17 protein-coding genes and 1 other annotated feature are annotated in these 25546 nt (G+C 44.7%); of the genes, 6 read left to right on the forward strand and 11 right to left on the reverse strand.

Annotated features, from left to right (window positions below; translation table 11 throughout):
• Positions 1 to 61 precede the first annotated feature (61 nt).
• Positions 62 to 289: a hypothetical protein gene (locus tag ASG93_RS20665; RefSeq protein ID WP_056834756.1), complete on the forward strand. Its 228-nt coding sequence runs from the start codon at positions 62 to 64 to the stop codon at positions 287 to 289.
• 302 nt (positions 290 to 591) lie between these two features.
• Positions 592 to 1527, forward strand: a complete 936-nt coding sequence (gene corA / locus ASG93_RS20670) for a magnesium/cobalt transporter CorA (RefSeq protein WP_047677367.1) — start codon at positions 592 to 594, stop codon at positions 1525 to 1527.
• Positions 1528 to 1602: 75 nt separating this feature from the next.
• Here the strand turns inward: corA and tyrS are convergent, their stop codons facing one another.
• Positions 1603 to 2859, reverse strand: a complete 1257-nt coding sequence (gene tyrS, locus ASG93_RS20675) for a tyrosine--tRNA ligase (protein WP_056835148.1) — start codon at positions 2857 to 2859, stop codon at positions 1603 to 1605.
• Between the two features lie 55 nt (positions 2860 to 2914).
• Positions 2915 to 3183, reverse strand: a binding site (T-box leader).
• A 57-nt stretch (positions 3184 to 3240) separates the two neighbouring features.
• Positions 3241 to 4254: an HRDC domain-containing protein gene (locus ASG93_RS20680; RefSeq protein ID WP_056834758.1), complete on the reverse strand. Its 1014-nt coding sequence runs from the start codon at positions 4252 to 4254 to the stop codon at positions 3241 to 3243.
• Positions 4255 to 4454: 200 nt separating this feature from the next.
• Here ASG93_RS20680 and ASG93_RS20685 point away from each other — a divergent pair, with 200 nt between their 5' ends.
• Both ASG93_RS20685 and ASG93_RS20690 read left to right on the forward strand, forming a co-directional pair.
• Positions 4455 to 4748: a DUF3055 domain-containing protein gene (locus tag ASG93_RS20685; RefSeq protein ID WP_056834760.1), complete on the forward strand. Its 294-nt coding sequence runs from the start codon at positions 4455 to 4457 to the stop codon at positions 4746 to 4748.
• A gap of 56 nt (positions 4749 to 4804) precedes the next feature.
• A complete protein-coding gene (locus ASG93_RS20690) occupies positions 4805 to 5113 on the forward strand; it encodes a hypothetical protein (RefSeq protein WP_235550919.1) in 309 nt (102 codons plus the stop codon).
• A gap of 104 nt (positions 5114 to 5217) precedes the next feature.
• Here the strand turns inward: ASG93_RS20690 and ASG93_RS20695 are convergent, their stop codons facing one another.
• Positions 5218 to 7350, reverse strand: coding sequence for a glycoside hydrolase family 52 protein (locus tag ASG93_RS20695; protein ID WP_056834762.1), 2133 nt, complete (start codon positions 7348 to 7350; stop codon positions 5218 to 5220).
• A 165-nt stretch (positions 7351 to 7515) separates the two neighbouring features.
• Here ASG93_RS20695 and ASG93_RS20700 point away from each other — a divergent pair, with 165 nt between their 5' ends.
• Positions 7516 to 8427, forward strand: coding sequence for a helix-turn-helix transcriptional regulator (locus ASG93_RS20700; RefSeq protein WP_056834764.1), 912 nt, complete (start codon positions 7516 to 7518; stop codon positions 8425 to 8427).
• Positions 8428 to 8641: 214 nt separating this feature from the next.
• Positions 8642 to 9616 (forward strand): aldo/keto reductase family protein, encoded by a 975-nt coding sequence (locus tag ASG93_RS20705; protein ID WP_056834766.1) that lies wholly within the window; start codon positions 8642 to 8644, stop codon positions 9614 to 9616.
• A gap of 91 nt (positions 9617 to 9707) precedes the next feature.
• Here ASG93_RS20705 and ASG93_RS20710 read toward each other — a convergent pair whose 3' ends face one another.
• The 8 genes from ASG93_RS20710 to ASG93_RS20745 form a co-directional block, all read right to left on the reverse strand.
• Positions 9708 to 11561, reverse strand: coding sequence for a heparinase II/III family protein (locus tag ASG93_RS20710; protein WP_056834768.1), 1854 nt, complete (start codon positions 11559 to 11561; stop codon positions 9708 to 9710).
• Between the two features lie 42 nt (positions 11562 to 11603).
• Positions 11604 to 13091 (reverse strand): hypothetical protein, encoded by a 1488-nt coding sequence (locus tag ASG93_RS20715; protein ID WP_056834770.1) that lies wholly within the window; start codon positions 13089 to 13091, stop codon positions 11604 to 11606.
• 36 nt (positions 13092 to 13127) lie between these two features.
• Positions 13128 to 15335, reverse strand: a complete 2208-nt coding sequence (locus ASG93_RS20720) for a helix-turn-helix domain-containing protein (RefSeq protein ID WP_056834772.1) — start codon at positions 15333 to 15335, stop codon at positions 13128 to 13130.
• Positions 15336 to 15445: 110 nt separating this feature from the next.
• Positions 15446 to 17089 carry a hypothetical protein gene (locus tag ASG93_RS20725; protein ID WP_056834775.1) on the reverse strand — a complete coding sequence of 548 codons (1644 nt, stop codon included), beginning with the start codon at positions 17087 to 17089 and terminating at the stop codon, positions 15446 to 15448.
• Between the two features lie 58 nt (positions 17090 to 17147).
• The gene (locus ASG93_RS20730; RefSeq protein WP_056834777.1) at positions 17148 to 18023 is read right to left on the reverse strand and encodes a carbohydrate ABC transporter permease; all 876 of its coding nucleotides are present in this window, start codon (positions 18021 to 18023) and stop codon (positions 17148 to 17150) included.
• Between the two features lie 25 nt (positions 18024 to 18048).
• Entirely contained in the window at positions 18049 to 19014 is a 966-nt protein-coding gene (locus ASG93_RS20735; RefSeq protein WP_056834779.1) for an ABC transporter permease, read from the reverse strand.
• A gap of 327 nt (positions 19015 to 19341) precedes the next feature.
• Complete coding sequence (locus tag ASG93_RS20740) at positions 19342 to 21858, reverse strand: discoidin domain-containing protein (RefSeq protein WP_056834781.1); 2517 nt, start codon at positions 21856 to 21858, stop codon at positions 19342 to 19344.
• 544 nt (positions 21859 to 22402) lie between these two features.
• Complete coding sequence (locus tag ASG93_RS20745; RefSeq protein WP_056834783.1) at positions 22403 to 24871, reverse strand: discoidin domain-containing protein; 2469 nt, start codon at positions 24869 to 24871, stop codon at positions 22403 to 22405.
• Positions 24872 to 25546: the final 675 nt, after the last annotated feature.

Raw genomic sequence — 25546 nt, forward strand, 5'->3', positions numbered from 1 at the left:
ACAATCATATATATAAACAACATTCTATTGATAGATCATATTCCATGAAAAGAGGTCACCTATGTCAGCCCAAACGATCGACAGCTTCTCCGCTTTTGCTTCATTGAATCGCTTTTTCTCCCTGATTGAAACTACAAAACCAACCATTCAACAAGCGGACGAAGCTGCAGCCCTGTTATGCCGTATCTACGGTGCTAACAATGAAGAAGAATTACTGCAACGCGGTGATCCTGAATTAATTGAGATTTACAATGAAATTAAAAACAAAATTTTGAAAGCCGCCATTTAGTCATGGCGGCTATTTTTTTGACACCGACTCCGTGTTATTTCCATACTTTATATAAACAACACTTTACCCAGTTTCTGCAAACTTTTATGGCTTGAAACGTAATATATGAAGGGTTATACTAGACAAGTATTCGACACGGACGAAAAAGGAGGGCATACGTTTGGACGGAGAACCGAGGAGTAGAACCTGCAAGGATCTTAAACAATTTAATAGTGTAGGAATGCAGTCGGTTATTCCTTCATCCGGAGCCTTGCTCTAAATGATGAACTAACCGACTGATTCCATTCAAAGGGGTGGATCAGATGAAAACACGGTGGGTTCAAAATGGCATTTTTACGTTGGTTGATGACGTGACTGTCGCCCTTACACCTCCAGAAAGAGGCTTTTATTGGATTGATGCAGGGGTAGAGGACTTAGAGATCCTTCAACCTTTGTTCCATCTTCATGATTTGGCCGTGGAAGATTGCTTAAGCGAAGAGGAACAACGTCCCAAAATTGAGTTCTACGATTCCCATTATTTTATCGTTATTAATAGTATTCGATTCGATGATGAAGAAATTTTCCTTCGCGCACTTAATCTATTTCTAAGCAAACATGTCATTATTACGGTTACTAGACAAAAAATCAACGAACTTCGCGCTTTGAAACCTTTCCTCTGGGAAGAGGAAGTAAACAGCGCCGATCGTTTCCTCTACCATCTGGTCGATCTTGTCGTCGATAATTATGTGGCGGTCGGTGACCGTATCGAGGCCAAGATTGAAAAGCTGGAAGAAGATATCCTGATGGCAACAAAGAAGTCGCATTTGAATGAAATTATCGGGCTTCGTTCAGAGATTCTATGGCTCAAAAAAGTGCTTGTTCCTCAGCGAGATGTCATTGGAACACTTGGCAAAAAAGAGCTTAGACTGATTGACCATCAGCTGCAAAAATATTTCGGAGACATTTATGAAAATGCCGTCAAGATCGTGGATACGTTTGATACGCTGCGCGATCTCATGGGTAACTTACGAGAAGCCTATCAGTCTAGCGTCGCTAACCGAGCGAATGAGATCATGCGCGTTTTCACAGCAACTTCGACGATCTTCATGCCTTTGACGTTCATTACCGGCGTGTTCGGAATGAATTTTGATAACATTCTTGGGCTTCGTGTGCCTCATGGCGATGAAATTGTGTTGGCGTTCATGGCTGCATTGGGCATAGGCATGTATGTCTTATTTCGCAAGAAAGAATGGCTGTAGATACCTTTTTAAAGTGGAAAGAATGAGGGCTTCTTGGAGCAGAATACTGCTATCAATGAGCCCTTTTTGTTTTATTTAAATCAGCTTCATCTTAACAAACTTCCGTTTCCCCACCTGAATAATATCCCCATTCCGCGGGGTTATTTGTTCATGAATTTGGATGATCTTCTGTTCATTGATCTTCACTGCCCCTTGTTCCACACTGCGTCTTGCTTCCCCGTTGGAAGCTTGCAGTTCTAGTAAAACGAGAAGCTTAATGATAGAGATTTGACCTTCTTCCAGTTGGCTAATGTTTAGAGTCATTTCTTCGATGTCTTCGGGCAAAGCTCGTTTTTGGAACACGGTGATGAAATGCTGCTCTGCCTCTTCCGCCGCCTGCGCACCATGATACATTTGCACATATTCCTTCGCCAGTTTCATTTTGGCATCCCTCGGATGGATGGAACCTATATCTAGCCCTCGTCTGAGATCATCCAGAGAATCATTCGAGATGGTCGTTGTTAATTCGTAGTATTTGGTCATGAGTGAATCTTGAATCGACATCGTTTTGCCGAAAATTTCGTTAGGAAGCTCATCGATGCCAATGTAATTTCGCAAGCTTTTGCTCATTTTTTGAACACCGTCCAGGCCTTCGAGCAGCGGCATCAGAATCGCCACCTGTCCATCTTTCATCTCATAAGCACCTTGGAGCGTTCGGCCCATCAAAATGTTGAAGGTTTGGTCAGTTCCGCCTAACTCAATGTCACTTTCTAGAGAAACTGAGTCATAGCCCTGCATCAAAGGGTAGAAAAACTCATGAACGTGAATCGGTTGATTAGCCGCGTATCTTTTGGCAAAATCGTCCCGCTCCAGCATGCGCGCAACCGTCACTTTACCTGCTAGCTTCAGTACATCGTCGAATTTAAGCGCTCCAAGCCAGGATGAATTGTAGTAGAAAGTGGTTTTGGTTAAATCTAATATTTTGGATAGTTGCGTCTGATACGTTTGCGCATTGTGCTTAACATCATCCTCTGACAGCTGTTTGCGTGTCTCTGACTTTCCGGTTGGATCCCCGATGCGCCCTGTGAAATCTCCAATAATGAGTTGAACCTCATGTCCCAGATCTTGAAATTGGCGCAGCTTCTGCAAAACAACGGTGTGACCAATGTGAATATCGGGCGCAGATGGATCTAAGCCGAGCTTCACTTTTAACGGCTTTCCCGTAGCCACAGCGTGCATGATCTTGTGCTTGAGTGCTTCCTCAGGCACGATTTCGGCTGTGCCCCGCCTAATGACAAGCAATTGGCGTTCCACTTCCTCCTGCTGTATTTCAGTAAGCTGATCCCATGTCAACATTGTTTAATCCCTCCTCATTGTGATAAAACAAAAAAGACAACCTGCACGTCCACAAAGGGACGAGAAGGTTGTCTCGCGGTACCACCCTAATTAAAGAGAAGGATTCGCGCTCTCATTCGCAAATTTCTCTTTCACTTAGTTTCATAACGACAAATGAATGCCGGGTAAAAGCTACTGATGCCCTAACGAGCATGTTCCCTTAACCAACTCGGAACTGTAATTCGGAGCCATACTTGCATCGGTTTGCACCCTACACCGACTCTCTGCAGCAGCGGCATTTCTCCTACTTCGGGCATCGCCCATGTTCGTCATCGCTTTCATTGATATTTAGATTATTGATCATTTAATCATACAATCCTTATCAATGTCAACACCAGTTTAGCTCGCAGCTTGAGAAGCAAACCTTTCCTTCTCCCTGCGGAAGCGCAAACGAAGCAAGCGCAGCCACTCATAGGCGCGGTCGAGTTCTTTGCCTTTGAGCTCCTCCGTGCCGATGATCCGCTGCAGCACAGGCTTCAGGTAGCGATCACCTTCCGTTTCGAAGGCGTTCCAGGCTTTGATTTGTTCTTCTTCCGGGATCGAAGCAAGCTCCGCTTCTACAAGCGGATCCATATCGTATCCCTCACGATCCAAATCCTCCACCCAAAGCAGCAGTTCCCTTCGCGGCATCGTTAGCACGGCTTGCAAATCCCCCAAGCTCCCACTGCCAGCAACAACCTCAAGAAGCTTGCGCTTGCTAACCTCACGATCAAGCTCAATACGCAGCTTCTGCTCCTTCTGAGCGTGGAGCCAAGCCTCAAACTTCACGGTATCTACGCTTTTTGCCACCCAATCCAAAGGAAAGCCATTCGAACGTGTATACTCAGCGGTGAGTTTGAGCACATCTGCCGCGTACATAGTCGTCTTCTGCTCGCCGAAGCCAGGAATTTGCTGCAGCTCTTCCTTGCTCTGAGGCAGGAAGACAGAGATCATGCGAAGAACACGGTTCGTTGCGAGAATATACGGTGCTTTCCCTTCGCGGGCAGCTTGTTCGCGCCTCCAAGCACGGAGCGTTTCGTACACTTCCTCACTTGGATTTTCTTCGCAGTAGTAAGTCAGCATCTGTGTCATTCTAGCTTTACCTGACAGTCCTTGCGCTGATTCCAAATCCGTACTAACAAGCGGACGGTAGCCGGAACGAACTTTATCCCGCAGCCCCTGACGGAAAGCACTCAGCATCTCATCCCAGCTCACCCCTTGATACCACTGATCCTGCTGAACTTTGCCAGCGTTATCAGGCTCATTCCAAAAGACATTCCAAATGCCTTGTTCTTCCCCAATCGACACTTGGGCCGATGTAACGCGATGATCCCCCGCTTCTTTCTCCAATGTGTTCAGAAATACAATGTTCATACCTTCTCCTCCAAACGGTAGCTAAAAATAGGTTCAGAAAAACGAAAAAGCACCCCTTCAGCAGTTAGCTGAAAAGGTGCTTCCCTTTTTCTAATATCCAAATCATACCATGTTTGTCAGATGGGCGCAAGATATGTTTTGTTGACGAGTATTTTTCGGTTATAATGAGTTGCATACTAGAAAGAGAATGGAGGGCCCTCATGTCTGATTATGACTTTTTATACGACCATCAGGAAGAAACAACAACGCGTTTCGTATGTTTCGTTGGCAACGCATTGCACCGATTTGATCTGGCAATTATGACTACATCCCGCTATTTCGGCAAAAAGCTTGTTATTGATTTGCAATCCGGGCGCAGCGCTGTTATTGGTCCAGATGATCTGGATGAAGAAGGATACTTGGAACATGTGTATAAACTGAACGAGGAACAAGCGCAAGAACTTAATGAATTCTTGTCGCAAATTATTGGTTCCATTCATTTCACGGATATTTAAGCTGTCTGCGGGGGACACTGGAAAAAGCATAGCAACCTGATAAGGAGGCTTTATCCATGATTGACGAATCTCCCCAACTAGCTAAGAAATCAGAAGCAAAAGGCTTCATCCCTGAGTACCGCGATGACTTCACGGATCTCGAGACGGTTGAGTCGCAACGCAATGACTTAATTCCAGAGGAGTTCCCAGAAGGTCCTTATGGTACTAGCTTAAATACAGAATCGCTGGGAAAAAGCTCACCATGGCGTAAGGATCAACGTCCGCCTAACCAATTCTCTTACGAGAATCGCGAGCTGCATGAAGGCATTAAGCGGGATTATCCGGGTGAAGACGATTATCGAAATGAACCTACAAATGAAGAATAAGCTCTTATAAAAATGAGCGAGCCGAACGTTTGATACTACAAACGTTTGGCTCGTTTTTTGTTTTTAATGTTTTGGATCCAAATGGAGAGTCTTGTTCTTATAGACTAGACAGCCTGATAATTATCCTCTAGCAGCCAGAGGATACTAGTTACACCGCGCGGGTAATATTTACTTCCTTGAATTTCCCCGGAAATGATTTGATCACTCCAGCTCCAAAACGACAATTGTGGATGCGTGAGCCAGGTGACATGCGCAGCATCAGCTGCAGCTCCTTGCGCTTCCCAGGGAAGCCCCAGAATTTGCCGTGCTACAAACTGACACAAATATATTTTACTCAGCCATGAGTTGTTGCTTGTGGATGAAAGTTTCCAACCGCCATCAGGGAACAAGCACACATCAGCTACGAGCACCGTTGTGAGATGCTTCTTCAGCGCTTGAATGTAAAAGCCATAGCGGCCATTTTCATCGAGTGCTTCTTTGCAGCCGGTAAAGTAAGGGAAGACAAGACCTTCAATAGCCGGGATGATGCGAGAATCATTACCTTCACCAACAACCGCCGGAATGTACCCATCTACGGTCACATAATCAACTAGCGTGGTTGCACACTTCAGCGCTTGGTCTCCGGCAATTTGCGCGATATCTTCACGGCCATTACGGTTGAAAATGCGTTCCATAGCCATGTAAGACGCCCAGCACTTACCAGCCAAATAAATATTGTTACGTGCTTGCCCCAAGGATACGTCCAAGCTGTCATACGTGGTGATCTCCGCTCCCCCCATCGTACGCGTACTATCCAGCGCCATGATACCGTTACGCAGACTAGGATCAGGGTTATCCCTATTCAACATGCTTTGCAGGCATTGTTCGAGAATAGCTATATTTTGCTCCAACCATTGTTGGTCACCGGTCTGTTCTACATAAGTAGCTGCGCATAAAACCCAATTCACAAGCTGTTCATGGGTCATATGTGAGAAACAGCCGTGCAGTCCGTACAGCTCATACGAAGAATAATTGGGTCTTGAGAGGGTATTGGCAACACCCATATCATGGGTAAAACTAAGACCACCCGGATATTCTGTAGAATCTCCAGGGAATCTTACGCTATCTTCATAGCTGTAGCGTTTAACGAACATATCCAGTTCATTTTTTACAGTCCACGGATTCAATTCAAGTTCATAGAACAATTGGTCAACGGTGAGATCAAAGGTGTTCATCATGCGGTATTCCCCTTCGTTCACGACCCAGAACGGCTCATCGTCCATATCCAGCAGCTGCGTGCTGCCATAATAGCTGCGAATCGCATGCGATAGCATGAACTTCTGGTCGTTTGAAAGTTTGGATGCCGCGATGCGATCATTACTTTGATCCGCTCGTGCAGCTAGCTCATCGAAGTGATCTAATGCATAACGTCCTACCGCTTCAATGTTTTTAAATAAACGAGCATATGTATACGAAGCATCATGACCGGCTGTCACAATGCCAGAACGGTGGAAACATATCGCGAAGCGATAAGTCCGTTTCTCGCCAACAGCTGTGTCGGCAAAAAGTGCACCTACGGCCCCCAGACCGAAAGTCAAATTTTCGATGGGATCCACAGTCAAAATATCCTCGATACTAAAATGCAGTGCCGAGCGCACATCAGGATCCTTCGAAACGATTGCGGTAATCCGACCTTGCCCAACGCCAGCCACCTGATCCATCGTATCGTCCAACCTACGCATCGAACTGTAAGGATCTGAGCCTTGATAGCCGAAGAATACTCTTCTTGAGGAGGTTCCTTTCGTATTATCCACAGTAATTTCAGCCAGTACAGCCGGCACTAAGGCAAGACGCAGCTCTTCATCCGTAGCTGCAGCAGGATCCGGTACAGGCTGTGCTTGAGAGAACAGTCGAAAAGTTAGATCACCTGCTGACCATGTATCCGTTCCGACTTCAAACTGTCTGGAAATCGCACTTTCCGCGAATGGAAACACAATTTGGGGTTTATTCGGATTCGGATCGGGGTTCTCAATGTCATAGCGTTGGCTTTCTGCCTCAGCGTCGGCTTTATTTTCAAAAAAAGGCAGAGCCTCGTAAGTACCGCCTTGATTGGATTCCAAGCCTATATAAATGTTTTGCTCAGGCGGACGACCTTGTTCCAGGTCGAAGCCTCCTTTTTTGCCTGGGAACCCAAGTGTGAAACTCGCAAACGCTCCAATCGGAGAATGATGGGCATTAAAAAATTGATTTTTCGGCATAAATAACTGCTCCCTTCGGCATTCATATACCCTAATCATACGGTCAGATGAACCTTTATCCCATGGGCAAAACTTGCTTTCATTTGTACAAAAGACACATCAGTTGAAGTCAGTTTGTGGTACAATAGTGAGCAATCATTAGGTTATTACGGAGGAGGGTTTCCTTTGCTGGATCATTCTATTTCATCTTTGCCCTCTGGGCTTGAACATAGTGTAAGCGGGAGTATGCTGCCGGATCTGCAAATTTCGTTTCGTGTCTTTGCTGCACATCGCCGTAAAGTGAATGCCAATTGGTCTTTTCCTGAGCACAAGCATAGCCAATATGAAATCAATGTCGTACTCGAAGGCAGTCAGCATATGCGTGTGGAAGGTAGAAATTACACACAGACCGAAGGCGAATTGTTATGGCTGACCCCGAACCAGCGACATAGCAGCTTAGGAGTTCTGGACGGAACGACGATGGAATATATCTGCATCCATTTCGAAGTGGATGACTCTTGGTTGCGCCAACAGCTGAACCAGTTGACCGATGTACGATATCCGGTCGGCAGTCCGCTTGAACAAGCGCTTCGCCCCATCATTAAGGATGTTGCACAAGCGACCAAAGAAAGTGAAGGCACGCATCAGAAGCTGCTGACCTTGCAAGCTTCATTCCGTTTGTTCGCGGTTTTGAGCGAGCTGCTTCTTCAAGTAAAACAGCAGCACTCTGCTCAAAGCCCGACCACAGAGCTGGCTGAGCAAATTGCGGCCCAAATTGAACGTGAATGGGCGCTCGTATCCAATGCGGAGGACGGCACAGATGATAAGGTACCACTGCGGATCGAGCAGCTTGCTGAACAACTGGGATACAGCTCCACACACTGTAATCGTGTATTTCACAAAGCTTACGGCATTTCACCTCGGCAGTACGTCAGCATGATCAAACTCCGTAAAGCAAAGCTTCTGTTAATGAATCCTGCGCTCTCCATCGAGCAAATTTCCGAACAGCTCGGTTATAGAGACTTATCCCAGTTCAGCAAACAATTCAAACGGTGGACGAATATGTCTCCCACTGCTTATCGTCAACTCTCCTATTAAGTCGATGTTCCAATCAACAGAAACAAAAAATAAGAAGGCAGGAATAAACCTTGCCTTCTCATTTTTTGTTTTCTGTGCCCTCCCTTCCTATCGGCAAACGGCGGTTACTTAAGTTAAAGTAACTAAGTCAACAAATAGTGCGTCATTGTCAAGCTATCCCCTCCACACTTATAATGACTTCAAAGCAGCATAATGAGAGGATGGTAAACAAATCATGAAGTATAGAAACGTGGGTCGAAGTGGGTTAAAAGTAAGTGAAATTAGCTTGGGGAGCTGGCTTACTTACGGAACAGCCGCCGAACAAAAGGCAGCAGATGCTTGTATCGCGAAAGCTTTTGAAAGTGGCATTAATTTCTTCGATACGGCTAATGCATACAATCGTGGTGAAGGCGAGAAAGCGATGGGAGCTGCGCTGAAGCCTTATGAGAGGTCAAGCTACGTGCTCTCGTCCAAAGTCTACTTCCCGATGGGGGATGGTCCGAATGATCGAGGTTTATCCCGTAAACACATCTTCGAGCAGTGTGAAGCGAGCTTAAAGAGATTAGGTGTCGACTACATCGATTTGTACTTCTGCCATCGCTTTGACATCCATACACCGCTGGAAGAGACGCTTCGCGCTTTGGACGACTTAGCTGCCCAAGGCAAAATTATGTACGCTGCTGTCAGTGAGTGGAGCGGTGCCCAAATTACCGAAGCTGTAGGCATTGCCGAACGTTTGCGCCTAAGACCGCTGATCTCTAATCAGCCGATTTACAATATGTTCGAACGCTATATCGAGCGAGAAGTACTGCCTGTGTCGACGCAAAAAGGATTAGGTCAAGTTGTGTTCTCACCGCTTGCTCAAGGCATTTTAACTGGTAAATACAAACTGGGACAGCCGATTCCGACTGAGAGTCGTGCCTCAAACGATTCTGTAAATGGTGTCATTAACAGTTACCTGAATGATCAAGTGCTTCAGGTTGTTCATGAGCTGGAACAGGTCGCTCAGCAGCTCCATATCTCTCTCGCACAGCTCGCTCTAGCATGGATACTCCGTCAACCCGGAGTAAGCTCTGCGCTCATCGGTGCGACTCGGCCTGAACAGATCGAAGAGAATGTGAAAGCTGTTGACATTGAGCTTGGATCCGAGACACTGGAACAAATCGAAGTCATCCTCAAACAAGTAGCCCATTTCTCACCCGCTCGTTAAAAAAGAAAAAGGACAGGGCCACTGATAGCAGCCCTGTCCCTTCCTTTTGAATTTATCCAATAGTCATTTATTTTCTTATGTAACACCTTTCTCATGAATGCTCGATCTCAAACCGACATACGGAAGCCACTTCCAATCCAGGGTTTCTGCAGGTCAATTTTACGCGATAAAATGAAAGCGTATGCGCAGCACTCTGTATAGGCTCTACTTCAGCCCTCCATTGATCAAGATTATAAACCAACGTTACAGAGTTCATCCGTATACGTCCAATTCCTGTATCTTGTGGCAGAACACTGCTTATGAACACTTCTTGAAAAGATTCAGGCACTTTAGAAAAACTGGCCATATCCGTAATGACTAATTGTGGATTCTCGTTCTTCGGACGTTTCCATATAAACTCTCTAGTAAGCAGCTCCAATGAATCGCAATTGTAAGCCTTCGTTAAATCCAGGACAAACTGAACTTCATCCTCTGAAGTCTGACTGGTTATAATATTCGCACGATACTGTTCCCCATAGGCCTGTCTGCAACCGTCTACTATAGGAACCGAATGGCCATGAGAGCCTGCGTTTATCATCTCGTATCGGTATTGAGGGTGAAAATATTGTTTGGAGTACATATATATATCCCCGAGACCGATATCTGCCAGCACGTTCTCGCCATCAACATGCAAAATAAAATGGCCCAAGTCGTTATGGTTATGAGGCTCATCGTTATTCCCACCTTTGGCTGCAAATGCTGAAAATCGTCCATTCGAATTTTTGACTTTGGATATAAACCACTGATTCCCGGTATAAATCCGTTCTTGCACACCTTCTAAATCTAATGCTAAATCCGATGGGGTTGATTCCGGTGACCAAAGCATATTCCTTGCAGCATCCACCCAGCTGTTTAGGACCGGGTGCTGCCGGTAGGTTTCGGATGGCAGTTGGAGCGAAGGCACATAGTCCTGAAGACGATGAATGAGTCCAATATTAAATTGAACCTTATCAGACGAATCCGAAAAATTGATTACTTTCCCATCGGATAACATGCAGAATTGCGGGAACTGCGAAATACTTTCGACCTTCTCGTCTGTGAGAAGCAAGATTTTTCCATGCGTACGCTCTTTCAATAATTCAGCAAAATATACAAAGTAAGAGAAACCAACTTGCCAATAGGCGGGTCCTTCTGGTGTAGACCCTTGCTCATCAAAGCCCGAGAAGTAATTGCGAAGCACACCAATCACGCGCCATAGCATCCCCGCCAGCTTTTCCCCGTCTTCTATTAAATAAATGGCTGCTGCTCCAATACTTGATGCGCAGACTGCAGGCCAATTGTTTGTATCCATCTCCCACTTTTGCGGAATAGGGGTATGGAAATAGACTTGGAAAATACGCCGATCTATTTCCTCCTTCACGCGATGCACGACCCACGGGTGCAAACGGTCTCCATGCAGACTGACAGTTTCCGCTAGCCCAAATGCGGAAAGCGCAGCGAATAGATCCACGGTTTCACGAGGCAGGGCTGGCTGATCCCAGATACCATCAGAATGATCCTTATGATATAACCCCACATGTGCAGGCCATACCCAGGTATATTCGTTGCATATGTTCCAAATTGCATTGTTCAGCCCTGTTTTCCATTCCGGTCTATCTTCCATCATGAGTAACATGCTAAACGTATGAAGTCCGGCATACAGTTTATTCCACTGCGACTCGTATATACTTCTGTTGCCCGTATCGCCGAATAAGGTAAATTCAGAAAAAAGCGGGGCTCTGACTGGTTTTTCAATGATTTCTGCTGCTTGTTCCTTCATCTTTCCCCAAAAAGAAGAATAATTCCCATCTTCAATTACGCTTTTCCACCGTTCCGAAGACCTTGCTTCAGCAAAAAGGACATGAGGCAAGTGTTGAGTTTCCTCTAACGCATTCTTAAGCTGCCGAAATGTCAACTGATTTAACAAAAGTATCACTACTCTCCATATTTTTTTCCTCTGCAACCGTATTCAATTGTTCCAGTTCAACACTTCTGTCTGAGCAAAAGGCATCAGATTTCGGCATATTCTTGGTTGTTTCCCGCTCGCAGTAGTGATGTTTCGACAAACCAATTTCTTACAAGATATATAAGGATATGGCATAAAATTCTTCTCCAAAGAGTGTTCGGAGTTCTTATTTTCATAAGGATCGGTAAACAAAAATAAACCTTCATAGTCTTCCGGTACGTTGGAATCATCAATGTGCAAGTTGGAAATCTCTACTTCCTGAGGCATGTAACAATCATATCCGAAATCATGCATGCCATTATTTTTCATGTAAAAGAGTTCGAGAGTGTTGGTATATCCGCTGAATGGAATCCACTTTGAGTCCCGAATTATAATATTACCTTCCCACGTGCTGCCGTAATCATGCCTAAATTCCACCAATGACCTCCCGTAAGATACTACATTATCAAGGGTTAACTGTCCTCTGCCAATAGCATTGACTCCGCTCCATCCCATAAAACTGTCTTTGATGGTGTAAGTGCCAGAGACACCCATATGCGCATCAAGCCGTGATAAAATACAGTTTTCTACCCATATATTTTTACAAAAATTGGATGCAATAACACCCCAGCGGGTTCGGTCTGAAATATTGTTCATCCTACAGTTTATTAGCTTAAAATCAATTACACTATTAGCATGAAAATCATAGGATCCCATTTCTACAGGCTCACCTGCCGCATTAATGGTTGTGTAAATCTTATGTCCGCTCACAAAGCAATTCTGAATTGTCACATACGCACATTGAATGACATTTAAAAATCCTCTGTATGGAGAGCCGTGTCCTACTTCGCCTGCTATATAATGGATTACCCCGTCAATTACTGTATTGGAACGAGTTATATCTATCCCACGACTATAATAATCATATTTGGACTCTCCGCGGTTAGCTATTGTTGTAAAAATACCGCCACTGATTTTCAATATGTTATTATCAATTGGCCATGCCTCTGTCTTGGTAATCTCCTCATAGTTCCAATCAATCGGTGAAGCGATAAATCCATCTTTTTTCAAGACAAAGCAGTCCGTTTGATTAGTCCCATTGTCCTGATTCAGTCCAAAACGAATGAACTTCTTCACGTTGACATTGGTTACAATAACGTAACAGTCATTCTCTAAAAAAATATCCACTTGTTTCTGATCCCTGGTCAAAGACTGAATCTTCAGTTCATAAGGATTAAGTACAGATTTAACATGAAAACAAGGTATCTTATTATTCTCAACTGCAGTATCGTCAATGGTAAATCTGGATGTACTCCAATCTACATCAGTTTCGATCACGGCAGTCAAAGCTTTCGATCCAATATAATAAGTTGCATCATGTTTCGTCTTAACAGGTAAACCATGCTTATTCGCATAGGCATGTGCAGCACAAATCGCCTCCGTGTCGTCTGTCTCACCATTTCCCAATGCACCGAATTCTTCATAGTTGACAAATCCTTTTATACATTCCATGTTTACTTCCCTCCTGCGGTATTCCGACAAAAGAGCTCAACTGTTCTCCTCATTTCTGAGCGACTTCTGGTATCGCTTCGGTGTTTGACCGTATTTTTCTTTAAAGAGTCGAATGAAATGATGCGTCGAGTTGTAGCCCACCTTGTTCGATATTTCCTGAATAGAAAGCTCTTCTTCACGTAGCAGGATCACCGCTTGTTCAAGCTTCTTCACGGTAACATAATCGGAGAAATTGCTGCCCGTGATCATTTTGAAGATTTTGCTAAGATATGTCGGGTTTATATTCGCATACTCTGCGACCATATCGAGTGAAAGTTGATTATATATATTGTCTTCGATAAACTTAATGATTTGAGCAGAAAACTCCTGGTTTACATGATTTTTCCGATCATTGATTTTGTCCATGACGATTTGAATGATTAGATAAATCCAATTTTCGAACTCGTCGATCGTTTCCACTGCTTTGAAGTGCTCCCGAATATCTCCGCCGAGCATCTCGCTTGAGCTGTACCCCATGTTCTTTACCGCTCTGCGAATTGCGGACACGACATCGAGCAGCGTGTTCCGGCAATATACGAGCGTATATTCACTCGTACGCAGCTCCGAGAGAACGTACCCGATTAAGAGCTGCAGCCGTTTTTCATTCCCCTGCCGAATACAAGGTTCAATATCGACTATGATCTTAGCGGAGCTTCCGTTGTCTTTTAACTCAGATAAATGTAAGTCCTCGTATTGGATAACGTTCGACTCCGAGCGCAGAAAAGCGTAAGGTACGCTAAGTTTCGCTTCCGCATATGAATTGCCGATTTCCGTGATTCCAACTGGGTAAACTTGTCCTATGCAAAGGACATACCTCTCTTGCAGCACCCCATCCAATCGTGCTGTCATTAGCCGGATCATATCCGGCAGATTGTCAGCGTGATCAATATTGACGATGCCGGATATTTCGAACCCTTCGTCCTGTACGGCGCATATCGCCCCGAGAGCGCTCTTGTCCTCGAGCGCTTCGACGACCCGAATTATGACTGCGGTCTCTTCGTCCATTCTTCTTTGCGATTTTCCGTATATATGCAGAACAAAACAGCAAATATAGGCGCTATCCAGCCTCATCCCGGCAGGCACTCCGATATCCTGTAATGTGGCGTTTTGGGGGACAGCCCCCTTCAGCAGATTCAATATAAATCTATGCATGATGATCGGCTGGTACTTTTCCAAACTCAACTGCATGCTATCCATCCGCCGGGAAATCGGTTTGGATGCTTGTTTTGTCAGAAACACGGAGATCATGATATTCAACGAGAGAAAGGCCGCTCCGACTGCACTCATCCAGACTCGAAGCCGAGTCGATTTCTGGTAAAAGTTTTCCACGGATGTGATCGAAACGTACCGCCAATTATTGTACTCGGATTGGATGTACGACACTACGCTCGTTTGCCCTTCGATTTTGTCGGAAAATATTCCTGTCGCCCCCATAGAAAGCATTTTCTGGGAAAAAGGCTGTTCTTCGCCTATCGCTTTAGACGAATCGGGCTGATTTCTTGCTATCAATCTGCCATGTTCGTCCAAAATGAGCAGTCGTCCTTCCGAGGAAGTCTTCAGCTTGCGCAGCATGCTCTCCAGGTAGGACACGTTGATATTGACAGCAAGCGTTCCTTGTCGTTGGTCTTTTGAACCGAAAAAAGGGATGCTCCGCACATAACTGACGACGAGATTGGAATCGAACGGCCCTTCTAATCGCGCAGGTACCCACATGATGTTGATATCGGAATCTTTGAATTTGGAGAACCAATCTTGACGGGAGCCTTGTACGCAATCGGATACCTCCAGCATACAGGCATAGTTGTCCATAAACAGGATGTTGCTTTGCCGATAATAAATATTGATAGAATGGATGTAGGGCAAATTGTTTTTGATGTCGCCTATTTGACGCGACACTTTGCGTATCGTCGAATTATCGTTTCGAATATCGGTAAAGAATGGAGTTGTGAGCGTTTCATTGCTATCAACTTCGGACAAATACTGGTTTGGAAAATTAGTTACGCTCTTGATGATCGGTTCATCGATTGCACTTTGGAATTGACGGACCGTCTGCATGTTAAGTACGTTGATTTCTTCTTCGTACATTGACTTGAAATAATGATAAAAAATATATTGGGGAACAATTGTGATGAGGACGACTGTCAACAAGTTGAAAACAAGAAGTCGTCGAAACAATCGATTGCCCTTCCGATGTGCAGCCTTCATCTCCAGCAGCCCCCTCAATCACGTATTATTGTTATCACTATATAACAAATCCCGAGATTATTGAAGATTGATTGGCAAGGTCCTGCCAATCAATCTTCTTCCGTAGATCCTTATTTGCCTATCATTTTGTTGTATGCGTCGTTTGCAGCTTTCTCCACTTCGTCTCCACCGTTCGCTTTGAACTTCTTCACGTAATCATCGAATGAATCGAGGCTTGCTTCGCCAGTAATGATTTTGAAGTACGTCTCCGCCGTCAATTTGGAGAGTGTGGCGGAATTTTTGGTGAATGCATCCGTCGTCGGGACAAAGAGCGGTTTATAGCCTTTCGTTTTGTCAATCACCTTATCGCCATACTGATACGTAAAGGGGTCCGCCTTCTTTAAGAACGGATCAAATTGCACCAGCGCGCCCAGTACTCCCTTGCCCTTCTTAGTCGCATCGGCCGCAGTATCGGTGATGGTCATATAGGTAAACTTACCGTTCTCCATTTTCCAATCAACGCCTGGGGCCCCATAACTAATCGTATTGAAATATTCATTATCGGTAACGGACAAGTCGATCATTTTGAGCAGCGTCTCCAGCTTCTTCGGATCTTTCGCCGCCTTCGTCGTAATGCCCACCGGAGGGCTGGAAGTGTCCCACTGCTCAACGCCCGATTTCCCCTTCGGTCCGACGGCAGGCTTGCCGAATGCGATCGTTCCGTTCGGTTGAGCTTGCTTGAATGCGACCCATTGCCCGCCACCCTTGTCAGCCGGATTGTCCGGGTTCAATTCATTGCGCCAATGATAGAACATGCTTATGCCTGTTAACCCAATCTTTCCGTTGTAGAACGCCTGGGAATCCGCCCAGTAGCCACCTGTATTCTCTCCAGTGACAAACTCAGGACTGATGATGCCGTCTTTGTACCATTTTTGCAGCAAAGCAAGAGCGTCTTTCATTTCCGGCTGAATAGGTGCAAATACGACTTTGCCATCCTTAAGCGTGAATGGAATCGCTTTCGCTGAGACGCCCTTGGCTGCGTCTTTAAAGTTCATTATGCCTGGATAACCGAAGGCGCCCAGAATGTTCGGAAGAGCGTAGTCCGACAAGCCGTTCGTATCTTTCTTCCCGTTCTTATCTGGATCTTCGTCGCGGAACTTGTAAAGTGCCGTTTCATACTCTTGCAGCGTCTCCGGCACTTTCGTAATCCCAACGTTCTTCAGCCAGTCCTCGCGCCAAATAACGTCGGTAGGGTAAGAAGCGTTGAGGTTAGTCGTCGGAATGGCGTAAATTTTCCCGTCATACTTGACTCCGTCCCATGCTTCCTTATAGTAGGTATCGAGGAACTTGGCATAGTTCGGTGCAAACTTGCGGAACGTGTCCTCGGAAATCGGAGCCAAAATCCCTTGTGTCACATAACGGGCGATATTGGCCTTGTTCGCGATTCTGAGCACGTCCGGCATTTCGCCTGCCGCCAGCTTGACATTCAAATTATCGTCCCATTTTTGATTGTCGATGTACCAGAAATTAAACTTTACGTTGAATTTGTCCTGCACATACTTCACTACATACGATTCAGGATCAGGTTGTCCATACGAGTTGTACCCGAGCCAATCCATGACGAGCGGGGCTTGTTTCGCTGCATCGGTCTGCGATGCCGATGGGGTTGTTGAGCTTGTTACTGCAGGCTTGTTGCTGCTGCAGGCGGCCAGCACGCTGATAGCGAGTGCGGTCGACATGACTATGCTTACCTTTTTATTCCATGTTCTGTTCATGTTTTTAACCCTCCAATTTATTATTTATATATGTTAACCTGATCCGAAGAATCAGACATTAACCTTTAATGGAACCGATCAGCGAGCCTTTCACGAAATATTTTTGCAGGAATGGATACACGCATAAGATAGGCACTATGGCGACGACCAGGGTAGCCATCTTTAACGTATCTGGGTTCACTACCAATGTAGACGTCATGCCTATTTCCGCCGAAGCGTCCTGACCCTCCAAGATGATTCTGCGCAGAAGGAGCTGGAGCACCTGCTTTTTCTGATCCTGAATATATATCATCGAATCGAACCAAGCGTTCCAATGCCATACTGCCGTATACAAGCCCACGGTGGCTATAATCGGTAACGACAGAGGCAACACAATGCGGAGCAAGATGTAAAATTCGTTCGCTCCGTCGATCTTGGCCGACTCCTCCAGACTTTCCGGAAGTGAGTTAATAAAATTACGGACGATCAGCAGCATAAAGGCGCTTACTGCGCTCGGAAGCACGAGTGCCCAGATGGAATTCATCAATCCAATATTTTTTAAAAGCAAATAACTGGGAATGAGCCCTCCCGAGAAAAACATCGTAAGTACGATAAATCCTGTCCACAACTTGCGGTTCGGCAGTGTTTTCTTGGATAGCGGGTACGCGCCGAGGAAAGTCAAGGTCACCGTGATGCATGTGCCTAAAAGGGTACGGACAATCGTATTGCCATAAGCCGTCCAAATCAATTGGTAGTGCAGCATCTTCTGGTATCCGCTGAAATCGAATGCGGTCGGAATAATATGAAATCCGTAGCTGTTTGTTACATTCTGTGGGCTGACGGAAATCGTGATCACCTGCAAGACGGGTAGCAGCGTCGTTATCGTGAGCAGCGTCAAGACGACATAAATGAAGCCAAGGAAAAGCCGATCCGATAAATAATTTGCTTTTTTCACATTTTCACCCCCTGAGCCATGCTCGTTAAAATATGGTATCTTCGCTTATTTTGGATGCAAAGTAGTTTGCCGTAAACACGAGGAGCAAAGCGATCAAGTTCTTAAAGAGTCCGACAGTCGCCGCATAGCTGTAATTCATTTTCAATAACCCCTCTGAATACGTGTACGTCGAAAGTACGTCGCCCACCTCCATGACCTTGGCGTTCAACAAGTTGAACACTTGATCGAAATCGTCGTTAATGATAGAGCCAGCGCTCAGAATCAACATAATGACGATGACCGGAGATATTGCTGGAAGTGTAATATACCACATCTTCTGCAGCCTGCTGATGCCGTCCACTTCCGCCGCTTCGTAAATTTCCGGATTGATCCCCGCTATCGCCGCCAAATAAATAATCGCATTGAAGCCGACATTGCGCCATAAGTCCGAACTGACCAAAATCGAACGGAACCAGTGCGGTTCCGTGATGAAGTAAACCGGATTAAATCCTAATTCTTGCAGCAGCAAGTTGATCGGTCCGCGGCTTGGAGAAAGAAATTCGATCACCATGCCGGATAGTATTACCCAAGATAGAAAATGCGGTAGATAACTGATTGTTTGAACCATTTTCTTAAACCATGTTCGCGTTACTTCATTGATCATGACCGCAAGCAGAATCGGCGCCGAGAAGCCAAAAATCATTTTATAGAAGTTAATGATCAATGTGTTTCTGAGCACGGTCGGGAAGTAAAGGCCGTTAAAAAGTTGCCTGAAGTTTTCTAATCCGACCCAAGGGCTACCAGATACGCCTTTAAGAACCTTGTAATCCTGAAAGGCAATAATCACACCGTACATAGGTCCGTAATGGAAGATAGCGTAATACACCAGTACGGGAAGCAGCATAAGAAAATAATATTTGTTCGCTGCATATTGCTTGAGCAAGCTTTTCCTTTTTATTGACCGAATTGCCGTACCCTTTTGGACCACGCTGTGTTCCAACGATTGTTCCATGGACTCTCCTCTTTTCTCTCTATCGGGGACGAGCCCGATTTTTTGATAACGCTTTCTTTGCTTGAATCTTATATTAGCGGTGGAACCCCATTCATACAATCGACAAAAAAATATAAAAATACCGTTTTCTTTGTTTTTTAGCGCGATAACGGTAAATATCATTTTTTTGTGATATGGCTTTTTTTTATGCAGGATGTCAGCACACTCCGCGCTGCCTCAACTATGGCGCAATCAGCAGCAACTGCATTCTTCGACCGAACTTCGCAAAAAACAGCAGGTCAAGGGGTTAGCCTTGGCCCTGCTGTTTACTAGTTGGGGTCAATCCTATTATTGATTGTATACTTCAAATTCATCAATTGTAGGCACATTGGCGGCAGACGTGACATAGAATCTTACTTTGTTTGCTGTCACCGCTGTAAACGAATTTAATCGATTTGATCCAACTGTAGTTCCAGACGCCAAATCTATCCAACTCGATCCGTTAAAATATTGAATCTTGTAGCCGGTAATTCGTTGATACGATTGTTCTCTTGTTACTACCTGGTTAAATGTTGTGGGTTGACCAAAGTCAATCTGCAGCCATTCCCCAGCCCTTGTTCCAGAAGCAGAATTCCAGCGAGTAGACATACTTCCATCGTTTGCTTTTGAAGCTGTAAGAATATTGTCCCACTGACTGGACGCGCTTGCGGTTGCTCCGAGAGCCAAATTGTTATAGACCCCAAACTCCCAAATACTTGGTTGAGAGCTTCCGTTATTGATTACCGTAGCTGTAACATAGAGCCTAATTTTCGAAGCCGTCACAGCTGGAAACGTATCTGTTTTACCCGTTCCGATTGTCGTGCCGTTGCTGATCAAGTCCGTCCAAGTTGAACCATTTAAATATTGAATTTTATAGCCTGAAATCCGATTATTACCTTCCTTAAGTCTCGTTGTGTTAAACGTTTTATTACTGCCGAAATCGAGCTGCAGCCATTCCCCGACTCCTGATCCTGCATTTGCAAGCCAACGAGTCGTTGTCGAATCGCCATCATTGGCTTTATAAGCCGCGTAAGTGTTAAGAACTTGGCTAGATGCACTTGCAGCTGCTCCAATAGCCAAGTTAATTGGATTAGGAGTTGGAGCTGGCGGAGGTGGCGGCGACCCCCCTGCTATCACTTCGATTCCGGAAATGATCGGGACAGAAGCAGATCCTGCACTAAAATCAACAGTTACAAAGCCTTGACTCGCAACCGTTGTGAATTCCCGCACAACTGCTTTATACTGCTGAAAGCCAGCCTCGGCATATACATCGAAATCTGTAAGCACTTTGTTTCCATTGATTCTCACATCAAATTTTCGCGCTTCAGCACTACTATTCCAGTTTTCTGCAAAATGAAGCCTAACTGTGTAAATGCTGCCAGGTTGTAATTGAGGGATATAATATTGCATTGCACTTTGCGTTGCACCACTTGCACTTACTGTTGCATTACCCACACGAGCACTTTGATATACCGCCGCCGGTGCTGGATTCGTAACCCCAGTCGTACTAATCGTATTTACTACGGAATTTTGAGTGCCATCCACTGTATTGGTATCGGCAATAAATGATCCCTGGGCCGAACCACCTGCATTAACTGCATAATAAGTCGTGTAATTCTCTGTTCCCCCAGTTAGATTAAGCATAACAACGCCATGTGAAGGCACGTTAACTGTATAGGAGGAAAACGTTCCTTTATTCGCATGCTCCCACAAATCACGAACAGCAAAGCTTCCGGTTAACCCGACCTGACTAGCAGTTACGGTTATATTGGCTGCAGCACTATTGCGATTAAATAACGCAACTGCGCGCGTACCCGCGGTATTCAGCTTCTTGGACCATACTTGCAGTCCGGGAGTGGATTCATCAACTTTAATTGCTTGCACACCTAATGGATCTTGATCGATTGCGATCACTTCGGTATTTTTCACAATATCCATCTGAGCCGGGGTGAAAGCCCTTACATCGCCGCCAATGATCAATGGCGATGCCATCATCGCCCAGAGACTGAACTGGGACTGCGCTTCATAATCCGTTATACCAGACTGATGAACCTGCAAATAATCAGGATCGTTCCAATGGCCCGGACCATTCGAGCCTGGGTGAGCTGAATTTGAATCAAAATTCCTCACTATTCCTGACCAAGTAGCAGTGTGAGTGGCGATATCACCCTCTGTACGCCATGAGTTTGCAGTATAAGGACCAAATTCCCAAGAATCATTTTCGGCCAAGGGACTCCAATCACAAAGATTTAAAATCATAGGACGACCGCTGCTATTGTTCAGCACCGCATCCCTTACCGCGGCATAAGCAATCTTGTTATCAAAATGTTCAACATTTCTTGAGCCGCACCAGTCAACCTTGACGATATCATAGCCCCATGCAGCAAATGTATTCATATCTTGCTGATAATGTCCCCCGCTTCCTCCGGCGGTACCGCATCCGGTGGCGCCAGCATCCGTATACATACCCGCCTTCAACCCTGCATTGTGAATATAGGTCGCAAGGGCCGCCATACCACTAGGAAAGTTTGGTTGAATGTCTGTAATATTCCCGTTTCCATCCCGGGCGCCTGTCCACCACCCTCCATCTAGCCACACGATGTTATATCCAAAGTCTTTCAAGCCGGAACTTACAATAAAATCGGTAACGCTCTTCATAGTTGATTCAGTCAGATTAGCTCCACCTAACCCGAAATATTCATTCCAACCCATATAAGGCGTTGGGGCCAACGAATTAATAGCAGCCTCGGCCTTTTCCCCATGCGGGTAACCGATACTGAAAAGGACAATTGCAAAAGATAAGGCGATTTTTATCCATTTTGTCATAATTTCTCCTCCCAATTTCTATTTACCTCATTTTCAACAAAGGCACGTATCGATCGCTTTCGTAAAAAATAATTTAATTTCTAACGTGTTGCTTGGCAAGACACTCATTGACCACCTCCCCAAAAGAATGCAATTTCTAAATGTATCCGCACAATATGCCACCCCCGCAATCTTTTGGGCAAAACCGTTCACCCCTAGCTGAGGTCACCAAGTAGGGATGGTAAAATCCGCTGACTGCCTGCTTTCACAAAAGAAGCCGTACTCATGTATTTTTTGTTAGCGCTTTCTTTTCTTGAATCTTATATTAGCGGTGACTATCCATTTGCACAATCGACAAAATAATATACAAATACCGTTTTCTTTGCTTTTCAGTGAAATACAAGTAAATATCATTTTTTTGTGATATGGCTGTTTGTATACACTCCGCACTGCCTCACAACTATGGCACAATCAACAGCACCTGCATTCATCGACCGAACGTCGCAAAAACAGCAGGTCAAGGAGTTAGCCTTGGCCTGCTATTTACTTTTTGGGGTCAATCCTATTATTGATTATATACTTCAAATTCATCAATGGTAGGCACATTGGCGGCTGACGTAACATAGAATCTTACTTTATTTGCTGTCACCGCTGCAAACGAATTTAATCGATTTGATCCAACTGTAGTTCCGGCCGCCAAATCTATCCAACTCGATCCGTTAAAGTATTGAATCTTGTAACCGGTAATTCGATGATACGATTGCTCTCTTGTTACTACCTGGTTAAATGTTTTTGGTTGTCCAAAATCAATCTCCAGCCATTCCCCAGCTCCTGTACCCGAAGCAGAACTCCAGTGTGTAGATATACTTCCATCATTTGCTTTTGCAGCAGTGTCCGTACTGTTCCACTGACTGGACGCACTTGCGGTTGCTCCAAGTGCCAGATTGTTATAGACCTCGAATTCGTATATAGTTGGATCATTTGATGCGGAGTTAACATAAAGCCTAATCTTCGAAGCCGTCACAGCTGCAAACGTATCTGTTTTACTTGTACCGATTGTCGTGCCGTTGCTGATCGCATCCACCCAAGATGAACCATTGTAATATTGAATTTTATAGCTAGTAATTCGATCAAAAGCTTCCTTTATTATCGTTTTATTAAACGTTTTATTACTGCCGAAATCAAGTTCCAACCATTGCCCACTAATGGTTCCTGCTTGCATAGCCCAACGCGTCGTTACCGAATCACCATCAATGGCTTTATAAGCCGAGTAAGTGTTGTTTACTTGGCTTGAAGCGCTTGCAGTAGCTTTTAGAGCCAAGTTAGTTGATTTTGGAATTGGTGTTGGCGATGGTGGTGGCGACCCACCAGCTAATACTTCAATTCCGGAAATCATCGGATTAGAAACAGAACCCTTACTCAAATCAACAGAAATAAAACCTTGATTCGCAACCGTTGTAAACTCCCTCACTACTGCCTTGTATTTCTGAAACCCTGCCTCAGCATACACATCGAAGTCTGTAAGCACTCGGGCTCCATTGATACTGACATTAAATTTACGCTCATCGGCTGCATTCACCCAGTTTTCTGCAAAATGCAATCTAACTGTGTAAGTGCTACCAACTTGTAAATTAGGAATATAATATTGCACTGAAGTAGCACTAGCCGAACGAACATTTTGATATACTGACATCGGAGCCGGATTCACAATTCCACTCGTATCAATCGAATTTGTTACGTAATATTGAGCACCATCAACTGTATTTGTATCTGCATTAAACGATCCTTGAGCCGAACCTCCTGGATTAACTGCGTAATACGTCAGGTTATTTTCCGTACCCTCAGTCAGCTTGAGCATAACAACACCATGAGAAGGCACGTTAACCGTATAAGAGGAAAACGTCCCTTTATCCGCATGCTCCCACAAGTCACGAATTGCAAAGATTCCATTTAACCCGACCATACTAGCATTGACGGTCATATTTGCTGCTGTACTATTGCGATTAAACAAAGCAACTGCGCGCTGACCCGCCGAGTTCAGCTTCTTGGACCACACTTGCAGTCCGGGAGTGGACTCATCAACTTTTATTGCTGCCACACCTAACGGATCTTGATCGATAGCTATTACTTCAATATTTTTCACAATATTCATCTGAGCTGTAGTAAAAGCCCTTATATCCTCGCCAATAATTAATGGTGATGACATCATCGCCCAGAGACTGAACTGAGACTGCGCTTCATAATCTGTAATTCCGACTTGATGAGCCAGTAAATAATCTGGATCGTTCCAATGGCCTGGACCATTCGATCCTGGATGGGCTGCGTTTGAGTCAAAATTTGTCATTATGTATCCCCAATTAGTACTTGAATTAGTGCCGATATCACCGGCTGTACGCCAAGAGTTTGCAGTATATGGGCCATATTCCCAAGAATCATTTGAGCTCATGGAACTCCAATTGCAAAGATTTAAAATCATAGCGCGTCCACTGCTATTATTCAGCAACGCATCACTTACTGCGGTATAAGCAATTTTAGGATTTAATCCCTCATTTCTTCCACCACACCAGTCAACCTTGATGGCATCAAAGCCCCATGCCGCAAAGGTATTCATATCTTGCTGATAATGTCCCTCGCTTCCTCCTGCGTTTCCGCATCCGGTAGCACCAGCATCTGTATAAATTCCAGCTTTTAATCCTGCATTGTGAATATATGTTACAAGATACGCCATACCATTTGGCCATTTTGTAGGATCGGCTATTATATTGCCGCTTCCATCCCGAGGACCAGTCCACCACCCGCCATCTATCCACACGATGTTATATCCTAAGTCTTTTAAGCCTGAACTGACCATAGTATCGGTAACGCTTATTATAGTCGTTTCATTTAAAGCAACTCCACCGAAATAGTTATTCCAACCCATATACGGCGTAGGGGCCAACGAATTAATAGCAGCTTCGGCCTTTTCCCCTTGCATATAACCGATACTGAAAAAGACAATCACAAAAGATAAAGCCACTTTTATCCATTTTGTCATAATTTCTCCTCCCAATTTCTATTTACCTCATTTTCAACAAAGGCACGTATCGATCGCTTTCGTAAAAATAATTTAATTTCTAACGTGCTGCTAGGCAAGACACTCATTGATCACCTCCCCAAAAGAATGCAATTTCTAAATGTATCCGCACAATATGCCACCCCCGCAATCTTTTGGGCAAAACCGTTCACCCCTAGCTAAGGTCACCGAGTAGGGATAGTAAAATCCGCTGACTGCCTGCTTTCACAAAAGAGCCGCGCTTTTTTGTTAGCGCTTTCTTTTCTTGGATCTTATATTAGCGATGGAACCCCATTCATACAATCGTCAAAAAAATATACAAATACCGTTTTCTTTGCTTTTCAGTGAAATACCAGTAAATATCATTTTTTTGTGATAATTCATCGACCGAAATTCGCAAAAAAACAGCAGGTCCAGGTGTTAGCCTTGGCCCTGCTGTTTACTTGTTGGGGTCAATCCTCCTATTGATTGTATACTTCGAATTCATCAATGGTAGGCAAATTGACCGCTGATGTGACATAGAATCTCTGCTGATCGCATCCACCCATGATGATCCATATTAGTATTGAATTTTATAGCCTGAAATCCGATTATAAGTTTCCTTAATTCTCGTTGTGTTAAATGTTTTATTCTGCTCCATTAGAGACCAGTTTTCTG

The organism is Paenibacillus sp. Soil787, from assembly GCF_001429545.1.
In the GTDB taxonomy this organism is placed as follows: Bacteria; Bacillota; Bacilli; order Paenibacillales; family NBRC-103111; genus Paenibacillus_E.

Coding starts and splice junctions, on each gene's coding strand:
- ASG93_RS20745 (WP_056834783.1), bottom strand. CDS start 24,871: ATGACAAAATGGATAAAAGTGGCTTTATCTTTTGTGATTGTCTTTTTC.
- ASG93_RS20740 (WP_056834781.1), bottom strand. CDS start 21,858: ATGACAAAATGGATAAAAATCGCCTTATCTTTTGCAATTGTCCTTTTC.
- ASG93_RS20705 (WP_056834766.1), top strand. CDS start 8,642: ATGAAGTATAGAAACGTGGGTCGAAGTGGGTTAAAAGTAAGTGAAATT.
- ASG93_RS20725 (WP_056834775.1), bottom strand. CDS start 17,089: ATGAACAGAACATGGAATAAAAAGGTAAGCATAGTCATGTCGACCGCA.
- ASG93_RS20715 (WP_056834770.1), bottom strand. CDS start 13,091: ATGGAATGTATAAAAGGATTTGTCAACTATGAAGAATTCGGTGCATTG.
- ASG93_RS20665 (WP_056834756.1), top strand. CDS start 62: ATGTCAGCCCAAACGATCGACAGCTTCTCCGCTTTTGCTTCATTGAAT.
- ASG93_RS20735 (WP_056834779.1), bottom strand. CDS start 19,014: ATGGAACAATCGTTGGAACACAGCGTGGTCCAAAAGGGTACGGCAATT.
- ASG93_RS20680 (WP_056834758.1), bottom strand. CDS start 4,254: ATGAACATTGTATTTCTGAACACATTGGAGAAAGAAGCGGGGGATCAT.
- ASG93_RS20695 (WP_056834762.1), bottom strand. CDS start 7,350: ATGCCGAAAAATCAATTTTTTAATGCCCATCATTCTCCGATTGGAGCG.
- ASG93_RS20720 (WP_056834772.1), bottom strand. CDS start 15,335: ATGAAGGCTGCACATCGGAAGGGCAATCGATTGTTTCGACGACTTCTT.
- ASG93_RS20690 (WP_235550919.1), top strand. CDS start 4,805: ATGATTGACGAATCTCCCCAACTAGCTAAGAAATCAGAAGCAAAAGGC.
- corA (WP_047677367.1), top strand. CDS start 592: ATGAAAACACGGTGGGTTCAAAATGGCATTTTTACGTTGGTTGATGAC.
- ASG93_RS20685 (WP_056834760.1), top strand. CDS start 4,455: ATGTCTGATTATGACTTTTTATACGACCATCAGGAAGAAACAACAACG.